Annotated in this window: 17 protein-coding genes; 15 read left to right on the top strand and 2 right to left on the bottom strand. The window is 56.3% G+C overall.

Features of this window, described 5'->3' with window-relative positions:
• Positions 1-120: 120 nt before the first annotated feature.
• Complete coding sequence (locus tag ACQ0PY_RS01515) at positions 121-747, top strand: lysoplasmalogenase (RefSeq protein WP_044253586.1); 627 nt, start codon at positions 121-123, stop codon at positions 745-747.
• A gap of 76 nt (positions 748-823) precedes the next feature.
• Positions 824-3,022: a Zn(II)/Cd(II)/Pb(II) translocating P-type ATPase ZntA gene (gene zntA, locus ACQ0PY_RS01510; protein ID WP_109739760.1), complete on the top strand. Its 2,199-nt coding sequence runs from the start codon at positions 824-826 to the stop codon at positions 3,020-3,022.
• A 45-nt stretch (positions 3,023-3,067) separates the two neighbouring features.
• Here zntA and tusA read toward each other — a convergent pair whose 3' ends face one another.
• A complete protein-coding gene (gene tusA, locus ACQ0PY_RS01505) occupies positions 3,068-3,313 on the bottom strand; it encodes a sulfurtransferase TusA (protein ID WP_042998488.1) in 246 nt (81 codons plus the stop codon).
• 306 nt (positions 3,314-3,619) lie between these two features.
• Between tusA and ACQ0PY_RS01500 the strand changes: the two genes are divergently transcribed.
• Both ACQ0PY_RS01500 and ACQ0PY_RS01495 read left to right on the top strand, forming a co-directional pair.
• Positions 3,620-4,285: a 7-cyano-7-deazaguanine/7-aminomethyl-7-deazaguanine transporter gene (locus ACQ0PY_RS01500; protein ID WP_042998489.1), complete on the top strand. Its 666-nt coding sequence runs from the start codon at positions 3,620-3,622 to the stop codon at positions 4,283-4,285.
• Positions 4,286-4,362: 77 nt separating this feature from the next.
• The gene (locus ACQ0PY_RS01495; protein WP_109739759.1) at positions 4,363-4,920 is read left to right on the top strand and encodes a DcrB family lipoprotein; all 558 of its coding nucleotides are present in this window, start codon (positions 4,363-4,365) and stop codon (positions 4,918-4,920) included.
• Positions 4,921-4,923: 3 nt separating this feature from the next.
• Here the strand turns inward: ACQ0PY_RS01495 and ACQ0PY_RS01490 are convergent, their stop codons facing one another.
• Positions 4,924-6,174 carry an MFS transporter gene (locus ACQ0PY_RS01490; protein WP_071888335.1) on the bottom strand — a complete coding sequence of 417 codons (1,251 nt, stop codon included), beginning with the start codon at positions 6,172-6,174 and terminating at the stop codon, positions 4,924-4,926.
• Between the two features lie 97 nt (positions 6,175-6,271).
• Here ACQ0PY_RS01490 and ACQ0PY_RS01485 point away from each other — a divergent pair, with 97 nt between their 5' ends.
• The 11 genes from ACQ0PY_RS01485 to ACQ0PY_RS01435 all read left to right on the top strand — a co-directional run bounded on the left by ACQ0PY_RS01485 (position 6,272) and on the right by ACQ0PY_RS01435 (position 15,248).
• Entirely contained in the window at positions 6,272-7,321 is a 1,050-nt protein-coding gene (locus ACQ0PY_RS01485; protein ID WP_044253594.1) for an AI-2E family transporter, read from the top strand.
• 369 nt (positions 7,322-7,690) lie between these two features.
• Complete coding sequence (locus ACQ0PY_RS01480; protein WP_125340073.1) at positions 7,691-8,068, top strand: hypothetical protein; 378 nt, start codon at positions 7,691-7,693, stop codon at positions 8,066-8,068.
• A gap of 68 nt (positions 8,069-8,136) precedes the next feature.
• Positions 8,137-9,198 carry a methyltransferase gene (locus ACQ0PY_RS01475; protein ID WP_042998494.1) on the top strand — a complete coding sequence of 354 codons (1,062 nt, stop codon included), beginning with the start codon at positions 8,137-8,139 and terminating at the stop codon, positions 9,196-9,198.
• Positions 9,199-9,252: 54 nt separating this feature from the next.
• Positions 9,253-9,975 carry a beta-ketoacyl synthase chain length factor gene (locus ACQ0PY_RS01470; RefSeq protein WP_044263897.1) on the top strand — a complete coding sequence of 241 codons (723 nt, stop codon included), beginning with the start codon at positions 9,253-9,255 and terminating at the stop codon, positions 9,973-9,975.
• Positions 9,954-10,787, top strand: coding sequence for a lysophospholipid acyltransferase family protein (locus tag ACQ0PY_RS01465; protein ID WP_369700151.1), 834 nt, complete (start codon positions 9,954-9,956; stop codon positions 10,785-10,787). The genes ACQ0PY_RS01470 and ACQ0PY_RS01465 overlap by 22 nt, the downstream gene beginning before the upstream one ends.
• Positions 10,768-11,025: a phosphopantetheine-binding protein gene (locus ACQ0PY_RS01460; RefSeq protein WP_042998497.1), complete on the top strand. Its 258-nt coding sequence runs from the start codon at positions 10,768-10,770 to the stop codon at positions 11,023-11,025. Before ACQ0PY_RS01465 ends, ACQ0PY_RS01460 begins: the two co-directional genes overlap by 20 nt.
• 12 nt (positions 11,026-11,037) lie before the next feature.
• Positions 11,038-11,289, top strand: a complete 252-nt coding sequence (locus ACQ0PY_RS01455) for an acyl carrier protein (protein ID WP_042998498.1) — start codon at positions 11,038-11,040, stop codon at positions 11,287-11,289.
• Between the two features lie 6 nt (positions 11,290-11,295).
• The gene (locus ACQ0PY_RS01450) at positions 11,296-11,868 is read left to right on the top strand and encodes a COG4648 family protein (RefSeq protein WP_044263899.1); all 573 of its coding nucleotides are present in this window, start codon (positions 11,296-11,298) and stop codon (positions 11,866-11,868) included.
• Positions 11,865-13,226 (top strand): AMP-binding protein, encoded by a 1,362-nt coding sequence (locus ACQ0PY_RS01445; RefSeq protein ID WP_044263900.1) that lies wholly within the window; start codon positions 11,865-11,867, stop codon positions 13,224-13,226. The genes ACQ0PY_RS01450 and ACQ0PY_RS01445 overlap by 4 nt, the downstream gene beginning before the upstream one ends.
• Positions 13,213-13,566: an ApeI family dehydratase gene (locus ACQ0PY_RS01440; protein ID WP_044263902.1), complete on the top strand. Its 354-nt coding sequence runs from the start codon at positions 13,213-13,215 to the stop codon at positions 13,564-13,566. The genes ACQ0PY_RS01445 and ACQ0PY_RS01440 overlap by 14 nt, the downstream gene beginning before the upstream one ends.
• On the top strand, positions 13,557-15,248 hold the full coding sequence (locus ACQ0PY_RS01435; RefSeq protein ID WP_044263904.1) for a glycosyltransferase family 2 protein: 1,692 nt from the start codon (positions 13,557-13,559) through the stop codon (positions 15,246-15,248). The genes ACQ0PY_RS01440 and ACQ0PY_RS01435 overlap by 10 nt, the downstream gene beginning before the upstream one ends.
• The last annotated feature ends 2 nt before the right edge of the window (positions 15,249-15,250 follow it).

Raw genomic sequence — 15,250 nt, 5'->3', positions numbered from 1 at the left:
GCGGAAATAAGCATACCCTGCCCGTTATGGTGTTGTCATCAGGCGGTCGCGGCCTCTACACTGAACATCAGGGTTGTGAGCATACCGCTTACGAAAAAATAACGAATTCAAGGAACTATGATGCTTTGGTCGTTTATCGCTGTCTGCCTTTCCGCATGGTTATTTGTGGATGCCTCCTACCGTGGACCCGCCTGGCAACGCTGGGTCTTTAAACCCGTCACCTTATTACTCCTGCTGTTACTGGCCTGGCAGGCGCCGATGTTCAACGCCGTGAGCTATCTGGTGCTGGCCGGTCTTTGCGCCTCACTGGTTGGCGATGCGCTAACATTATTGCCGCGTCAGCGACTGCTCTATGCGATTGGCGCCTTTTTCCTCTCGCACCTGTTGTACACCATCTATTTTGCCAGCCAGATGACGCTCTCTTTCTTCTGGCCGCTACCGCTGGTGCTGATGGTGCTGGGCGCGCTGCTGATTGCGGTGATCTGGACACGCCTTGAAGAACTGCGCTGGCCGGTGTGTACCTTTATCGCCATGACGCTGGTGATGGTCTGGTTAGCCGGTGAGCTGTGGTTTTTCCGCCCCACCGCACCTGCGCTGTCGGCGTTTTTGGGCGCGTCGCTGCTGTTCATTGGCAACATCGTCTGGCTGGGCAGTCATTACCGCTGTCGTTTCCGCGCGGACAACGCTATCGCCGCCGCCTGCTACTTTGCCGGGCACTTCCTGATCGTCCGCTCGCTTTATCTCTAATAACGCTTGACTCTGGAGTCGACTCCAGAGTGTATCCTCCGGTTAATGAGAAAATTATCATCAACCGGAGGATGCCATGTCGATACCTGCTCACAATGGCAAAAAAGCCCCACAATTTTCATCTTTCAAGCCAGCTCCCACGCCGCAGAAGCCCGATGACTGCTGCTGCGAAGGCGCATGCTCAGCCCCTGAACCTATTGTTGAAACGGTAAAAGGCACCCGCTATAGCTGGAAAGTATCCGGGATGGACTGCGCCGCCTGCGCCCGCAAAGTAGAAAACGCGGTGCGCCAGGTCAGCGGCGTCAACCAGGTTCAGGTGCTGTTTGCCACCGAGAAACTGGTCGTCGACAGCAACGGCGATCTTCGCCTGCAAATCGAGCATGCGGTGCAAAAAGCGGGTTACACCCTACGCGATGAACAGGCGAAGGAAGAAACGCCTGAATCCCGCTTTAAAGAGAACCTGCCGCTGCTCACGCTTCTCGTCATGATGGCGCTCAGTTGGGGACTGGAGCAGTTCAACCATCCGTTCGGCCAACTGGCATTCATCGCCACGACGCTGGTCGGCCTGTTCCCGATTGCCCGCCAGGCGCTACGGCTGATAAAAACCGGCAGTTGGTTTGCCATTGAAACGCTGATGAGCGTCGCGGCTATCGGGGCGCTGTTCATCGGTGCCACAGCAGAAGCGGCGATGGTATTGCTGCTGTTCCTGATTGGCGAACGCCTCGAAGGCTGGGCCGCCAGTCGCGCCCGCAAAGGGGTCAGCGCGCTGATGGCGCTGAAACCGGAAACCGCGACACGTCTGCGCGACGGCGTACGCGAAGAGGTGGCGATCAACACGCTGCAACCGGGCGACATCATTGAAGTCGCTGCCGGGGGACGTCTCCCTGCCGACGGTAAACTGGTCTCTGGTTTTGCCAGTTTTGATGAGAGTGCGTTGACGGGAGAATCGATCCCGGTGGAACGCGCCACCGGTGAAAAAGTCCCGGCGGGGGCGACCAGCGTGGACCGTCTCGTCACGCTGGAAGTGCTCTCTGAACCGGGTGCCAGCGCGATTGACCGCATTCTGAAGTTAATCGAAGAGGCCGAGGAGCGTCGTGCGCCAATCGAGCGTTTTATCGACCGCTTCAGCCGAATTTATACGCCGGCGATTATGGCCGTCGCCCTGCTGGTGACGCTCGTCCCGCCGCTGCTGTTCGCGGGATCCTGGCAGGAGTGGATTTATAAAGGGTTAACGCTGCTGCTAATCGGCTGTCCGTGTGCGCTGGTCATCTCTACACCGGCAGCCATCACTTCTGGACTGGCGGCAGCAGCTCGTCGCGGGGCATTGATTAAAGGCGGCGCGGCGCTGGAACAGTTGGGCCGTATCACCCAGGTCGCCTTTGATAAAACCGGGACGTTGACCGTCGGGAAACCGTGCGTCACGGCAATTCATCCGGCCACCGGCGTCAGTGAGTCTGAACTGCTGGCGCTGGCAGCGGCTGTCGAGCAAGGCGCAACGCATCCACTGGCGCAGGCCATTGTGCGCGAAGCACAAACCGCAGGGCTGACGATCCCATCCGCCGAGGGGCAACGGGCGCTGGTAGGGTCAGGGATTGAAGCGCAGGTGAATGGCGAAAGCGTTCTGATTTGCGCTGCCGGGAAACGTCCTGCCGACGCCTTTGCCGGAGAGATTAACCAGCTTGAAAGCGCCGGGCAGACGGTCGTTCTGGTCCTGCGCAATGAGACCGTGATCGGCGTCATCGCCCTGCAGGATACGCTACGCGACGATGCCCGTTCCGCCATCCGCGAACTGAATGCGCTGGGCGTGAACGGCGTGATCCTGACTGGCGATAACCCGCGCGCGGCAGCCGCCATTGCTGGCGAGCTGGGTCTGACGTATAACGCCGGGCTGCTACCGGAAGATAAAGTGAAGGCGGTCACCACGCTCAATCAACAGTCGCCGCTGGCAATGGTGGGGGATGGCATTAACGATGCGCCGGCGATGAAGGCCGCCGCTATCGGGATCGCGATGGGTAGCGGCACCGATGTGGCGCTGGAAACGGCGGACGCCGCACTGACGCATAACCGCCTTACCGGGCTGGTGCAGATGATCCAACTGGCGCGTGCGACCCACGCCAATATCCGTCAGAACATCACCATTGCGCTGGGACTGAAGGGGATATTTCTTGTCACCACGCTGCTCGGAATGACCGGTCTGTGGCTGGCGGTGCTGGCGGATACCGGGGCAACGGTGCTGGTTACCGCCAATGCGCTCAGATTGTTACGTAAAGGATAACGTTTTTTTGCCGGATGGCGCTAACGCTTATCCGGCATAACAAGATTACTGGCCTTTACGCACCAGATAGCGGTACGGCAGAGAGTCAGTCTCTTTTGCCACCAGCTCATGCTCCATAAACGTACAGAAGCCGGGAATGTCGCGGGTGGTCGCCGGGTCGTCCGCCACAATCAGCAGCGTTTCGCCGGTCCGCATGTTGCGTACGGTTTTACGCACCATCATCACCGGTTCCGGGCAGCGGAGCCCCTGGGCATCAAGGGTATGGTCGGGAGAGGAAAACAGATCGCTCATCGTGGTCTCATTCACTAAAAAAACGGCTGTAGTTTACGCTCAGTTCGGAAGTAAGCCAATCAGGTTAACGATTGCGTGAAAAATAGCCATTGCAATGCCACCGCAAAGCAGTATTATGCGGCGGCCTGAAAAAAGGAAGACGCGTTATAGGCGCCATCAGTTTGTTTAAGGTCAGCGCACAGCGCCCGGAGCGTACACGTCGTACGTGAGGAGCGCGAGCACTGCCCGAGAGCAAAATGGCAAGTAAAATAGCATCTGGCACGAATTGGGTTCCCTCACCCCAATCATCAATTAAAAAGGTACAATATGGCTCCGTTCACACAATCGCAGCGCGTAAAAGCGTTGTTCTGGCTATCGCTATTCCATCTGCTGGTGATCACCTCCAGTAACTATCTGGTCCAGCTCCCGGTCTCCATTTTTGGTTTCCATACCACCTGGGGCGCGTTTAGCTTTCCGTTTATTTTCCTCGCTACCGATCTGACCGTGCGCATTTTTGGCGCGCCATTGGCCCGTCGAATTATCTTTGCGGTGATGATGCCAGCGTTGCTGATCTCTTATGTGATTTCGTCGCTGTTCTATATGGGCTCCTGGCAGGGATTCGGGGCACTGATGCACTTCAATCTGTTTGTCGCCCGTATCGCAGTCGCCAGCTTTATGGCCTATGCACTGGGACAAATTCTCGATGTGCATGTCTTTAACCGCCTGCGACAGAACCGCCGCTGGTGGATGGCCCCGACCGCCTCAACGCTGTTTGGCAACGTCAGCGATACCCTTGCCTTTTTCTTCATTGCCTTCTGGCGCAGTCCGGATGCCTTCATGGCCGAGCACTGGATGGAAATCGCCATCGTCGATTACTGTTTCAAAGTGCTGATCAGCATCCTGTTCTTCCTGCCGATGTATGGCGTATTGCTGAATATGTTGCTGAAAAAACTGGCAGATAAATCTGAAATCCCGGCGATGCAGACAAGTTGAGCTAAAGGTTCCTTTTCCGGGTTGTGATAAGATGAACGGATGCGCCGTTATGGCCGTTTATCGAAAGGAAGAAGTCAATGCGTAATCTGGTTAAATATGTCGGTATTGGCCTGCTGGTTATGGGGCTGGCGGCCTGTGATAATAGTGATACAAAAGCGCCGGCAGAAGGCACGGCGGCAGAAAGCAACGCAACCGGTCAGCCGGTTTCTCTGCTGGATGGCAAACTGAGTTTCTCACTGCCGGCAGATATGACGGACCAGAGTGGCAAGCTGGGTACGCAGGCCAACAATATGCACGTCTACTCTGACGCGACCGGCCAGAAAGCGGTGATTGTCATCGTCGGTGATAACAGCAACGAAGAGCTGTCCGTGCTGGCAAAACGCCTTGAAGATCAGCAGCGCAGCCGTGACCCGCAGTTGCAGGTGGTGACCAACAAATCCATCGAGCTGAAAGGTCACACGCTGCAACAGTTAGACAGCATCATCTCGGCGAAAGGCCAGACCGCTTACTCTTCTGTGGTGCTGGGAAAAGTCGATAACCAACTGCTGACTCTGCAAATTACGCTGCCAGCGGACGACCAGCAGAAAGCGCAGACGGCCGCTGAAAACATCATCAATACGCTGGTTATTCAGTAACCATCAGGACGACGAGACGGCCTCTGGCGATTCCTGCAGAGGCCGTTTTTTTAACCGCCAGGTTAGCAGCAACGCAACCGCCACCAGCCCTGCCGCCGCCAGGTAAATGACCGGCACGCCAGCCCAGGTCATCACCAGCCCAGCCAACGGTCCCGTCACCCCCAGCGACAGATCCATAAACACCGTATACGTCGCCAGCGCCGAGCCCTGATTCTGCTGCGGCACCGCTTTGACCGCCACCACGCCAAGCGCCGGGAAGACCAGCGAAAAACCCATTCCTGTCAGCAGCACACCGATTTTTGCCATCCACGGCATCATCGCCACTCCCACCAGCAGCAGTCCGACTATCTCGACGCTAAAGCAGATCATCGCCACATTCAGACCGCCCAGGCGATTGATGCCGTTGGGAAACAGCAAACGCGTTCCGACAAACGCACAGCTAAACAGGGTGAGCGCGAATGCCGCGCCATCCCAGCCTTTGGCGTCATAGAACAGCGTGATAAAGGTGGCTATCACCCCGAAACCCGCCGAGGCCAGCGCCAGGGCCATTCCGTATAGCCAGACGCGTCCAAGCACCGCGCGAAACGGCAAAGGCTTCCCTTTGCTCGCTTTCACCGCAGGGCGCGGAATCGCTAACAAAATGGCCAGCAGCGCGATACCCATGATAATCAGCGCTAATCCCTGTAGTCCGCCCCAACGGTAAAACAGCACGCCGAGCGGCGCGCCGACCGCCATCGCCCCGTAAGTCACAATACCGTTCCAGGAGATCACCCGCCCGATGTGCAACGAGCCCACCACGCCAACACCCCATAGCGTCGAGCCGGTCCCGGCGAAACTCTGTCCAATCCCCAGAATCACGCGGCCCAGACACAGCAGCAGCAAACTGACAACCGGCCAGCTACTGGCGCTTCCTGCCAGAAAATAGCCCGCCCCGCTGAGAAAACAGCCGCACAGGCCAAAAACCACAATCTTTTTTGGCCCGAGCAGATCAGCATAGCGTCCGGCATGAGGGCGACTGAGCAAAGTCGCGAAGTATTGCAGGCTGATGACCAGCCCCGCCCAGAAGGCGCTAAACCCCATAACATCATGCACATAGCCAGGCAAAACCGCGAGCGGCAGGCCGATGGTCAGGTAGCTGGCACAGTTGAACATCACAACAGAAACAATGCGCAGATTGAGGCGCAATCCAGTAAGCGCCGGTTCAGCGACGGGTTCGGGCATGGGGATCACCACGTTTTTACAACAATGTTTCATTTCTACCACGCCACGCCGGGAAAATCAGCAGCCAGATTAGGAATATCGGCAGCCAGCGAGCCGCTACACTTAATGAAAATCAAAAAAGGATGTAAACATGACAACCCCTCAACCCGACAAAGCCGGTCTACATATTCTGCTCAAACTGGCCTCGCTGGTCGTCATTCTCGCCGGGATCCACGCCGCCGCAGATATCATTGTGCAACTATTACTGGCGCTCTTTTTCGCCATTGTCCTCAATCCACTGGTCACCTGGTTTATCCGGCGGGGAGTGAAACGCCCTGTGGCGATCACCATTGTGGTGGTCGTGATGCTGTTCGTGCTCACCGCGCTGATTGGCGTGCTGGCGGCCTCGGTGAATGAATTTATTGCCATGCTGCCGAAATACAACAAGGAGCTGACACGTAAGCTTTTGTATCTGCAAGATATGATGCCATTTCTGAATCTGCATATGTCGCCAGAGCGCATGTTGCAACGCATGGATTCGGAGAAAATTGTCACCTTCACCACCACGCTGATGACCGGCCTCTCGGGGGCGATGGCCAGCGTTGTGTTGTTGGTGATGACGGTTGTCTTTATGTTGTTTGAGGTCCGCCATGTGCCCTACAAAATGCGTTTTGCACTGCACAATCCGCAAATCCACATCGCCGGACTGCACAGGGCGCTGAAGGGGGTCTCTCACTATCTGGCGTTAAAAACGCTGCTCAGCCTGTGGACCGGGGTCATTGTCTGGTTGGGGCTGGAACTGATGAACATTCAGTTTGCCCTGATGTGGGGAGTGCTGGCGTTCCTGCTGAACTATGTACCCAATATTGGCTCGGTGATTTCCGCCGTTCCACCGATGGTTCAGGCGCTGCTTTTCAACGGCGTTTATGAGTGTGTGCTGGTGGGGGCGCTGTTCCTGGTGGTCCATATGGTATTGGGCAACATGGTTGAACCGCGCATGATGGGGCATCGCCTGGGCATGTCGACGCTGGTGGTGTTCCTTTCTTTACTGATCTGGGGCTGGTTGCTCGGCCCGGTGGGGATGTTGCTCTCCGTTCCCCTGACCAGCGTCTGTAAAATCTGGATGGAGACCACAACGGGCGGCAGCAAACTGGCAATATTACTGGGCCCTGGGCGACCGAAAAATCGATTACCGGGATAAACCCGCCCTACCAACCAGGGTAGTTTTATTCCCTTACCGGTGAAAGTATTATAAGGCGCGCTTTTGTTACCTGGATGTTTCAATAAGCGCGGTTTCCTTCGCGAAATGAGTTCCAGGTTTTTCCGCAGTGCATTTAATTCAAATTAAATGGTATCGACAATTTAATTTAAGTGAAAATTAACTAATACCATGATAATCCGGAAGATAAACGTCTTCAGCCTGCATGAATTAATTTCAGAATTTTCACGGTGTCCCGTCAAAGTTAACATTAAAAATAGTCGGTATCATTGTAACTAAAACGCAATTCAGAAATGCATTCAACGTTAATATAAATAGTAATTTTGATAGGGAGTTTTCATGAAACAATACATTAAGTGGTTTGCGGCGATTGCCGTTGTCGGTGCGCTGGCAGGTTGTGCGCGTACTGCCCCCATCGATCAGGTGCACTCTTCGGTGACCGCAGGCCATACTCAGGATCAGGTGAAAAACGCGATCCTGAAAGCAGGCGTTCAGCGTAAATGGATCATGACGGAAGCGGGTCCGGGCGTGATCAAAGCGCGTCAGCAGTCTCGCGACCACGTTGCAGAAGTGCGTATTACCTACACCGCCTCCAGCTACGATATCAAATACGACAGCAGCTTCAACCTGCAGGCTTCTGGCGGTAAAATTCATAAAAACTACAACCGTTGGGTCCGTAACCTGGATAAAGATATTCAGTTGAACCTGTCTGCGGGTGCGGGTCTGTAATATCTCCTAAAGTCGGGTCGTTTGCGGCCCGATAACCTCTTTTTGTCTTTTAACAGGTTGTACTCGCTATGTACGAACAGGACTCCCTCAGCGCACTGGATGCGATCACGGAAGCGCAGCGTATCGCCTTCGCCCCCATGCTGTTTCAAACCGCACTTTGCCTGCGAAATGCTGATGTGCTGGCGTATCTTGACCGCCAGGGAAAACAGGGTGCAACACTGGAAGAGATCACCGAAAACAGTCACGTTAACGAATATGCAGTCGGTGTCTTGCTGGATATGGGATTAAGCGGACGCATCATCACCCATAAAGCGGGACGCTATTATCTGGCGAAAATCGGACATTTCCTTTTGCATGACACGATGACTCGCGTGAATATGGATTTCACCCACGACGTCTGTTATCAGGGATTGTTCTTTTTAGAGAATGCTCTGAAAGAAGGAAAACCGTCCGGGTTAAAAGTGTTTGGCGACTGGCCAACTATTTATCCGGCATTGTCGCAATTACCGCCGTCCGCGCGTGAAAGTTGGTTCGCCTTCGATCATTACTATTCTGACGGGGCGTTTGACGCCGCATTACCGCATGTATTCGCCAGTTGTCCTGCAACCCTGTACGATGTAGGCGGAAATACGGGAAAATGGGCAATACGCTGTAGTCAATTCGACGAAAATATCGCGATAACGTTATTAGATTTGCCACAACAAATTGCACTTGCCCGCGAAAATATCGAAAATGCAGGATTATCCGATCGCATCGGTTTTCATGCGGTGGATATGCTTGGCGATGCGCCTTTACCCACTCAGGCCGATATCTGGTGGATGAGTCAATTTCTTGACTGTTTTTCACCGGAGCAAATTGTCGCCATGCTCAGCAAGGTTGCCCGTGTGATGAAACCCGGCGCAAGACTGTGCATTATGGAGCTGTTCTGGGATGCGCAGCGTTTTGAAGCCGCCTCATTCAGTTTGAATGCGTCTTCGCTTTATTTTACCTGCATGGCGAACGGCAACAGCCGTTTCTACAGCGCAGAGAAATTTTATGGCTATCTGGACAAGGCAGGGTTCCAGGTGGACGAACGCCACGACAACTTAGGCGTTGGACATACCTTATTGATATGTCAAAAGAAAAAATAACAAAGTAGCATCTGAACGCTACTGGAATCACCGGTTTACCGCGGACGCGCGTTGATGAAATTCTCACTAAACATTACCGACTGGCGGGCGATGGCGCCAGGTCTGAGCGAATTGATACAGTGGCTGCAATGGTCACGGCATCCGCACGCCATCGATCCGTCGGCGGCACAAGGCAAACTGCGTGAACTGCCGATGATGACCGCCCGTCGTCTAAGCTCCGGCAGTAAACTGGCCGTCGAGTGCGGACTGGCGATGTTGCGTCGCCACGATATTGATGCGGTGCTATACACCAGTCGCCACGGAGAGCTCGAACGTAACTACCGGATTCTGCACGCGCTGGCGACAGAACAGGCGCTCTCGCCGACCGATTTTGCCCTGTCGGTACACAATTCAGCGGTGGGCAACCTGACTATCGCGGCTAAACACCCTATCGTCTCGTCATCACTTTCCGCCGGGCGCGATACCTTCCAGCAGGGGCTATGTGAAGTCATCTGCCTGCTACAGGCGGGTTATCAGCGCGTGCTTATGGTCGATTTCGACGGTTTTCTTCCCGAGTTTTACCACCCGCGCCTTCCGGAAAATATGCCAACCTGGCCGTACGCCACCGCGCTGGTCTGCGAAGCAGGTAACGACTGGGTGTGTCAGAGCGAACCGGCTCAGGCTGGCGCTGAAACGCCACTCCCGCAAAGCCTGTTGTTTTTACAGCACTATTTGCAGAATGCCCGCTCGTTTAGCCTTCCGGGTGAGCGAGTGAACTGGCACTGGAGTCGGTCATGAAAGGGGTTATCTCCACGCTGAACCGACTCTGGCGAATCGCCATGACCGGCTTCTGCTTCGCCCTCTTCGGACTCGGCGGGCTGCTGCTTTCGGTCGTCTGGTTTAACGTTTTATTAGTGTTCGTATGGGACAATGCCCGGCGTCGCCGCATTGCCCGACGCAGCATTGCCGCCAGCTTCCGTCTCTTTTTAACGGTAACCCGAGTGCTGGGCGTGCTGGATTATCAGATGAACGGGGTGGATATTTTGCGTCAGGAACGCGGATGTCTGGTGGTCGCCAATCACCCCACCCTGATCGATTATGTCCTGCTGGCGTCGGTGATGCCCGAAACAGACTGTCTGGTGAAGAGCGCGCTGCTGAAGAACCCGTTCCTCAGCGGCGTAGTGCGTGCTGCGGATTATCTGGTGAACAGCCAAGCCGACGCCCTGTTACCGGCCAGTCAGCAACGCCTGGCGCAGGGCGATACGATTTTAATTTTCCCCGAAGGCACCCGCACTCGCCCCGGCGAGACCATGACGCTGCAACGCGGCGCGGCGAATATCGCCGTGCGCTGCGGCAGCGATATTCGCGTGGTGACCATCCATTGCAGCCAGCGCATGCTGGATAAAGAAAGCAAATGGTATCAGGTGCCGCCCGTAAAACCGCTGTTTACCGTCGAGGTACGCGAGCGGGTAAAGATCGACCACTTTTACGACGCAAATTTACAAGAACCGGCGCTGGCGGCAAGACAGCTAAACCGGCATCTTTTGCTTCAATTACAACCAGGTACGTTACCTCTCTCAGGAATTAATGATGCAAGCGCTTTATCTTGAAATTAAAAATCTCATCATAACAACATTGAATCTGGACGAACTGTCAACAGACGACATTGACACCGAGGCGGCGCTGTTTGGCGACGGCCTGGGGCTGGACTCGATTGATGCCCTGGAACTGGGACTGGCGGTAAAAAATCAGTACGGCGTGGTGCTGTCTGCGGAAAGTGAAGAGATGCGCCAGCACTTCTTCTCCGTCGCCACGCTGGCATCGTTCATTAATGCGCAACGTGCCTGAGGAGAGTCCGTTATGACCGATCAACACGCCATTTATAACGAAGTCTCTGCGCTGCTGGTTAAGCTGTTTGAGATAGACCCACAGGAAATCAAACCTGAAGCGCGTCTGTACGACGATCTTGAGCTGGACAGCATCGATGCGGTCGACATGATCGTCCATCTGCAAAAGAAAACCGGTAAGAAGATCAAACCGGAAGAGTTCAAAGCCGTACGCACCGTGCAGGATGTCGTTGACGCGGTAGAACGCCTGCTTAAAGAAGCCTGATTCGCCGTGTCGGGCGTTCGCGCGTTGCCTGTGCTGACAGGCGTGCTGCTGCTTGCCTGGCCTTTCCTGATTTGGTTTGGCCTGGCGCACCACAGCCTGCAGTGGTTACTGCCGCTGATGGCACTATTGCTGTTCTTACGCTTTCGCCAGACCCGGCGACAGGCGGGTCCGTTGCGCGTCGTCACCCAGGTGGTGGCCGCAGTGGGTATCACCCTGTGCGTCGCCAGCTACCTGCTTAAAACCCATCAGCTTCTGCTGTTTTATCCGGTTGTGGTGAATGCCGTCATGCTTGCCGTTTTTGGCGGTTCGCTCTGGTCATCGATGCCCATCGTTGAACGACTGGCGCGACTGCGCGATCCCCAACTCCCGGCTGTGGCGGTGCGTTACACCCGCCGGGTGACGCAGATCTGGTGCGCCTTTTTTATCTTCAACGGCGGCGTGGCGTTGTTTACCGCCCTCCACGGCGATATGGCAATGTGGACCGCATGGAATGGCATGATTGCCTACCTGCTGATGGGGTTACTGATGGGCAGCGAATGGCTGGTACGCCATTGGATGATGAATCGAGACTTGCAATGAAACAGACCCTGACGCTTGCCGAATGGCTCACCTCCCCCCGTCCAGCGAACACGCCTGTCGCCTGGCAGGATGAACGCCACTGGACGCTCGGTCACTTGCGCCACGATGTCGCGCTGTTGATGACACGCCTGCAACAGCAAAAAGGCGATCGCTGGGCGCTCTGTTTTGAAAACAGCTATCTGTTTATTGTCGCGCTGCTGGCGACCCTGCATGCAGGGAAAACACCCGTGATCCCGGGGCATAACCGCGTCTCTTTGCTCGACGAACAGCGGGCGTTGTTTGACGGCGTACTGAGCGATAAAACGCTCGGCTGGCAGGGGCCGCTGTGGGTGGTTAGCTCAGCAATGACGCTCAGCGATGAAGCGTGCCTCTTCCCACCCCTTCGCCACGATGCATATGTCGAGCTGTTTACCTCCGGCTCGACGGGGCAACCGAAGCGCATCGTCAAACCCATTGCCCGTCTGGACCATGAAGCCGAACTGCTGGCGGCGCGCTTTGCCGACCGCCTGGCGGGGTGCAGAGTGGTAGCCTCCGTCGTGCCGCAGCATCTGTACGGTCTGACGTTTCGTATTTTCCTGCCAATGGCGCTCGGTCTGCCGCTGCATGCGGCCATGCTCTACTACGCGGAGCAACTGGCTGCGTTGGGTCACGAACATCGCTATGTGTTTATCAGCAGCCCGGCGTTTTTAAAACGTCTCGACCACCAGCTTCCCGCACCGCCGGTGGCAATGATTTTGTCGGCTGGCGGCATGTTACCGTGGCAGGACGTCACGCAAACCGCCGCCTGGCTGAACGTCTGGCCGGATGAAATCTACGGCAGCACCGAAACCGGTATTCTGGCCTGGCGCTATCGCCAGCAGGAGAATGTCACCTGGCTGCCCTTCCCAGGCGTGTCATTTACCGCAGAAGATGCCGCATTTCGCGTCTTTTCTCCGCTGATTGCCGACGCTAACGGTCTGCTGCTTGACGATATCCTGCAGTTTGAGCCAAACGGTCAGTTCCGCCTGATGGGACGCCGTGGACGGGTCGTTAAAATTGAAGAGAAGCGTATTTCGCTCAGCGAAGTCGAACAACGCCTGCTGGAACTAAAGGGCATCCGCGAGGTCGCCGCCCTGCCGATCACCCGTGGCGGTCGCCAGGGCGTGGGCGTACTGCTGGTACTGGATGACGAGGCGCGCCATCGCTGGCAGAACAGCGGTGGAAAAACCCAGGAGCTGACGTGGCGGCGAGCACTGCTACCGTGGCTCGAGCCGGTCGCCGTACCGCGTTACTGGCGGGTGATCGACGAAATCCCGGTCAACAGTATGAATAAGCGTGTCTATGCGCAATTACAGGAGTTGTTTCATGATACCCCATGAAATTGAGCGCCATCAGGCACAGCCCCAACAGGTCGAGATCGTCTTGCATCTCGATCCTTCTCTTTTTTGGTTTAGCGGCCATTTTGCCGTGCAGCCGCTGCTGCCGGGCGTCGCACAGATTGACTGGGTGATGCACTATGCCACCACTCTGCTCGCTCCCGGCTGGCGTTTTCACAGCATTCAGAACGTGAAGTTCCAGGCACCGCTGCTGCCGGAAAACACCGTCACGCTAACGCTGAGCTGGCAGGAAGCGCGTCAGATCCTGACGTTCAGCTATCAACGCCACGATGGCGACGCGCGCCATACCGCCAGCAGCGGGAAGATCCGGCTATGTCGTTAACCTTTTCCCCCTGCGTGCTGATCCCCTGCTATAACCACGGCGCCATGATGCCGCGTGTCCTGACACGCCTGCAGCCGTTTAATCTGCCGTGTATTGTGGTGGACGACGGCAGCGATGCCGCCACGCAGCAGGAACTGGACAGACTCGCCGAGGACACCTCCGGTCTGACCTTAATCCGTCTGGCGGAAAATGCCGGAAAAGGCGCGGCGGTGATCCGCGGATTAGAGGCGGCGGCAGAGGCCGGATTTACCCATGCCGTCCAGGTCGATGCCGACGGTCAACATGCCATTGAAGACATTCCAAAACTGCTGGAACTGGCGCAGGCCCATCCCGCCGCGCTGATCTCCGGACAGCCGATTTACGATGATTCCATTCCCCGTTCGCGTCTGTACGGGCGCTGGATAACCCATGTCTGGGTATGGATTGAAACCCTTTCCCTGCAACTGAAAGACAGTATGTGCGGCTTTCGCGTCTACCCTGTCGCCCCCACGCGCCAGCTGGCGCAGCGGGTAACGCTCGGTAAGCGAATGGATTTTGACACCGAAGTGATGGTGCGTCTCTGGTGGCAGGGCACCCCCAGCTATTTTGTCCCGACTCGCGTGACCTATCCGCCGGACGGGCTGTCGCACTTCGATGCTTTCAAAGATAACTGTCGCATTTCGCTGATGCATACGCGCCTGTTCTTCGGCATGTTGCCGCGCATCCCGTCACTGCTGCTGCGTCGAACGTCGCCGCACTGGGCGCGCCAGCAGGAGGTGAAAGGGCTGTGGGGAATGCGCCTGATGTTGCTGGTCTGGCGGCTGCTGGGACGCAAAGCGTTCACCTTGCTGCTGTATCCGGTGGTCGGTGTTTACTGGCTGACGGCGTCCACCGCTCGCCAGGCCTCACAGAACTGGATCGCCCGCGTGCGTGAGCAATTGGCCGCGCGGCAGAGACCGGTGCCGGCTAACCTCACCAGCTACCAACACTTCCTGCGTTTTGGTAACGCGATGCTCGATAAAATCGCCAGTTGGCGCGGTGAACTGCATTTTGGTCGCGACGTGGTGTTTGCGCCAGGGGCTGAAGCAGCGCTGAATGTGAGCGATCCTCGCGGCAAGCTGCTGCTGGCCTCGCACCTGGGCGATGTTGAAGCCTGTCGCGCGCTGGCGCAGTTGCAGGGCAGCAAAACCATCAACGCGCTGGTGTTCAGCGATAATGCCCGGCGTTTTAAGCAGATTATGGAAGAGATGGCCCCGCAGGCCGGACTCAACCTGATGCCAGTGACCGACATCGGCCCGGACACCGCCATTGCGCTCAAAGAGAAGCTGGAGCGCGGGGAATGGATTGCTATTGTCGGCGATCGCATTGCGGTAAATCCCCAACGTGGCGGCGATTGGCGCGTCTGCTGGAGTCGTTTCATGGGGCAAGCCGCCCCGTTCCCGCAGGGGCCATTTATCCTCGCCTCGATTTTGCGCTGCCCGGTGGATCTCCTCTTTGCCCTGCGTCAGCAGGAGAAGCTGTGCATTCACTGCGAGCCGTTCGCCGATCCGCTGGTCTTGCCGCGCGCCGAACGCCAGCAGGCGCTACAGCAGGCCATCGACCGCTATGCCGAACGTCTTGAACATTACGCGTTACAGTCGCCGCTCGACTGGTTTAACTTTTTCGATTTCTGGCAATTGCCGGAACCCAAAAACAAGGAGTAAAG

Source organism: Citrobacter sp. LST-B2, assembly GCF_057983045.1.
The sequence above is the reverse complement of the archived record's forward strand: the minus strand, read 5'-3'. Positions and strand labels throughout refer to the sequence as shown.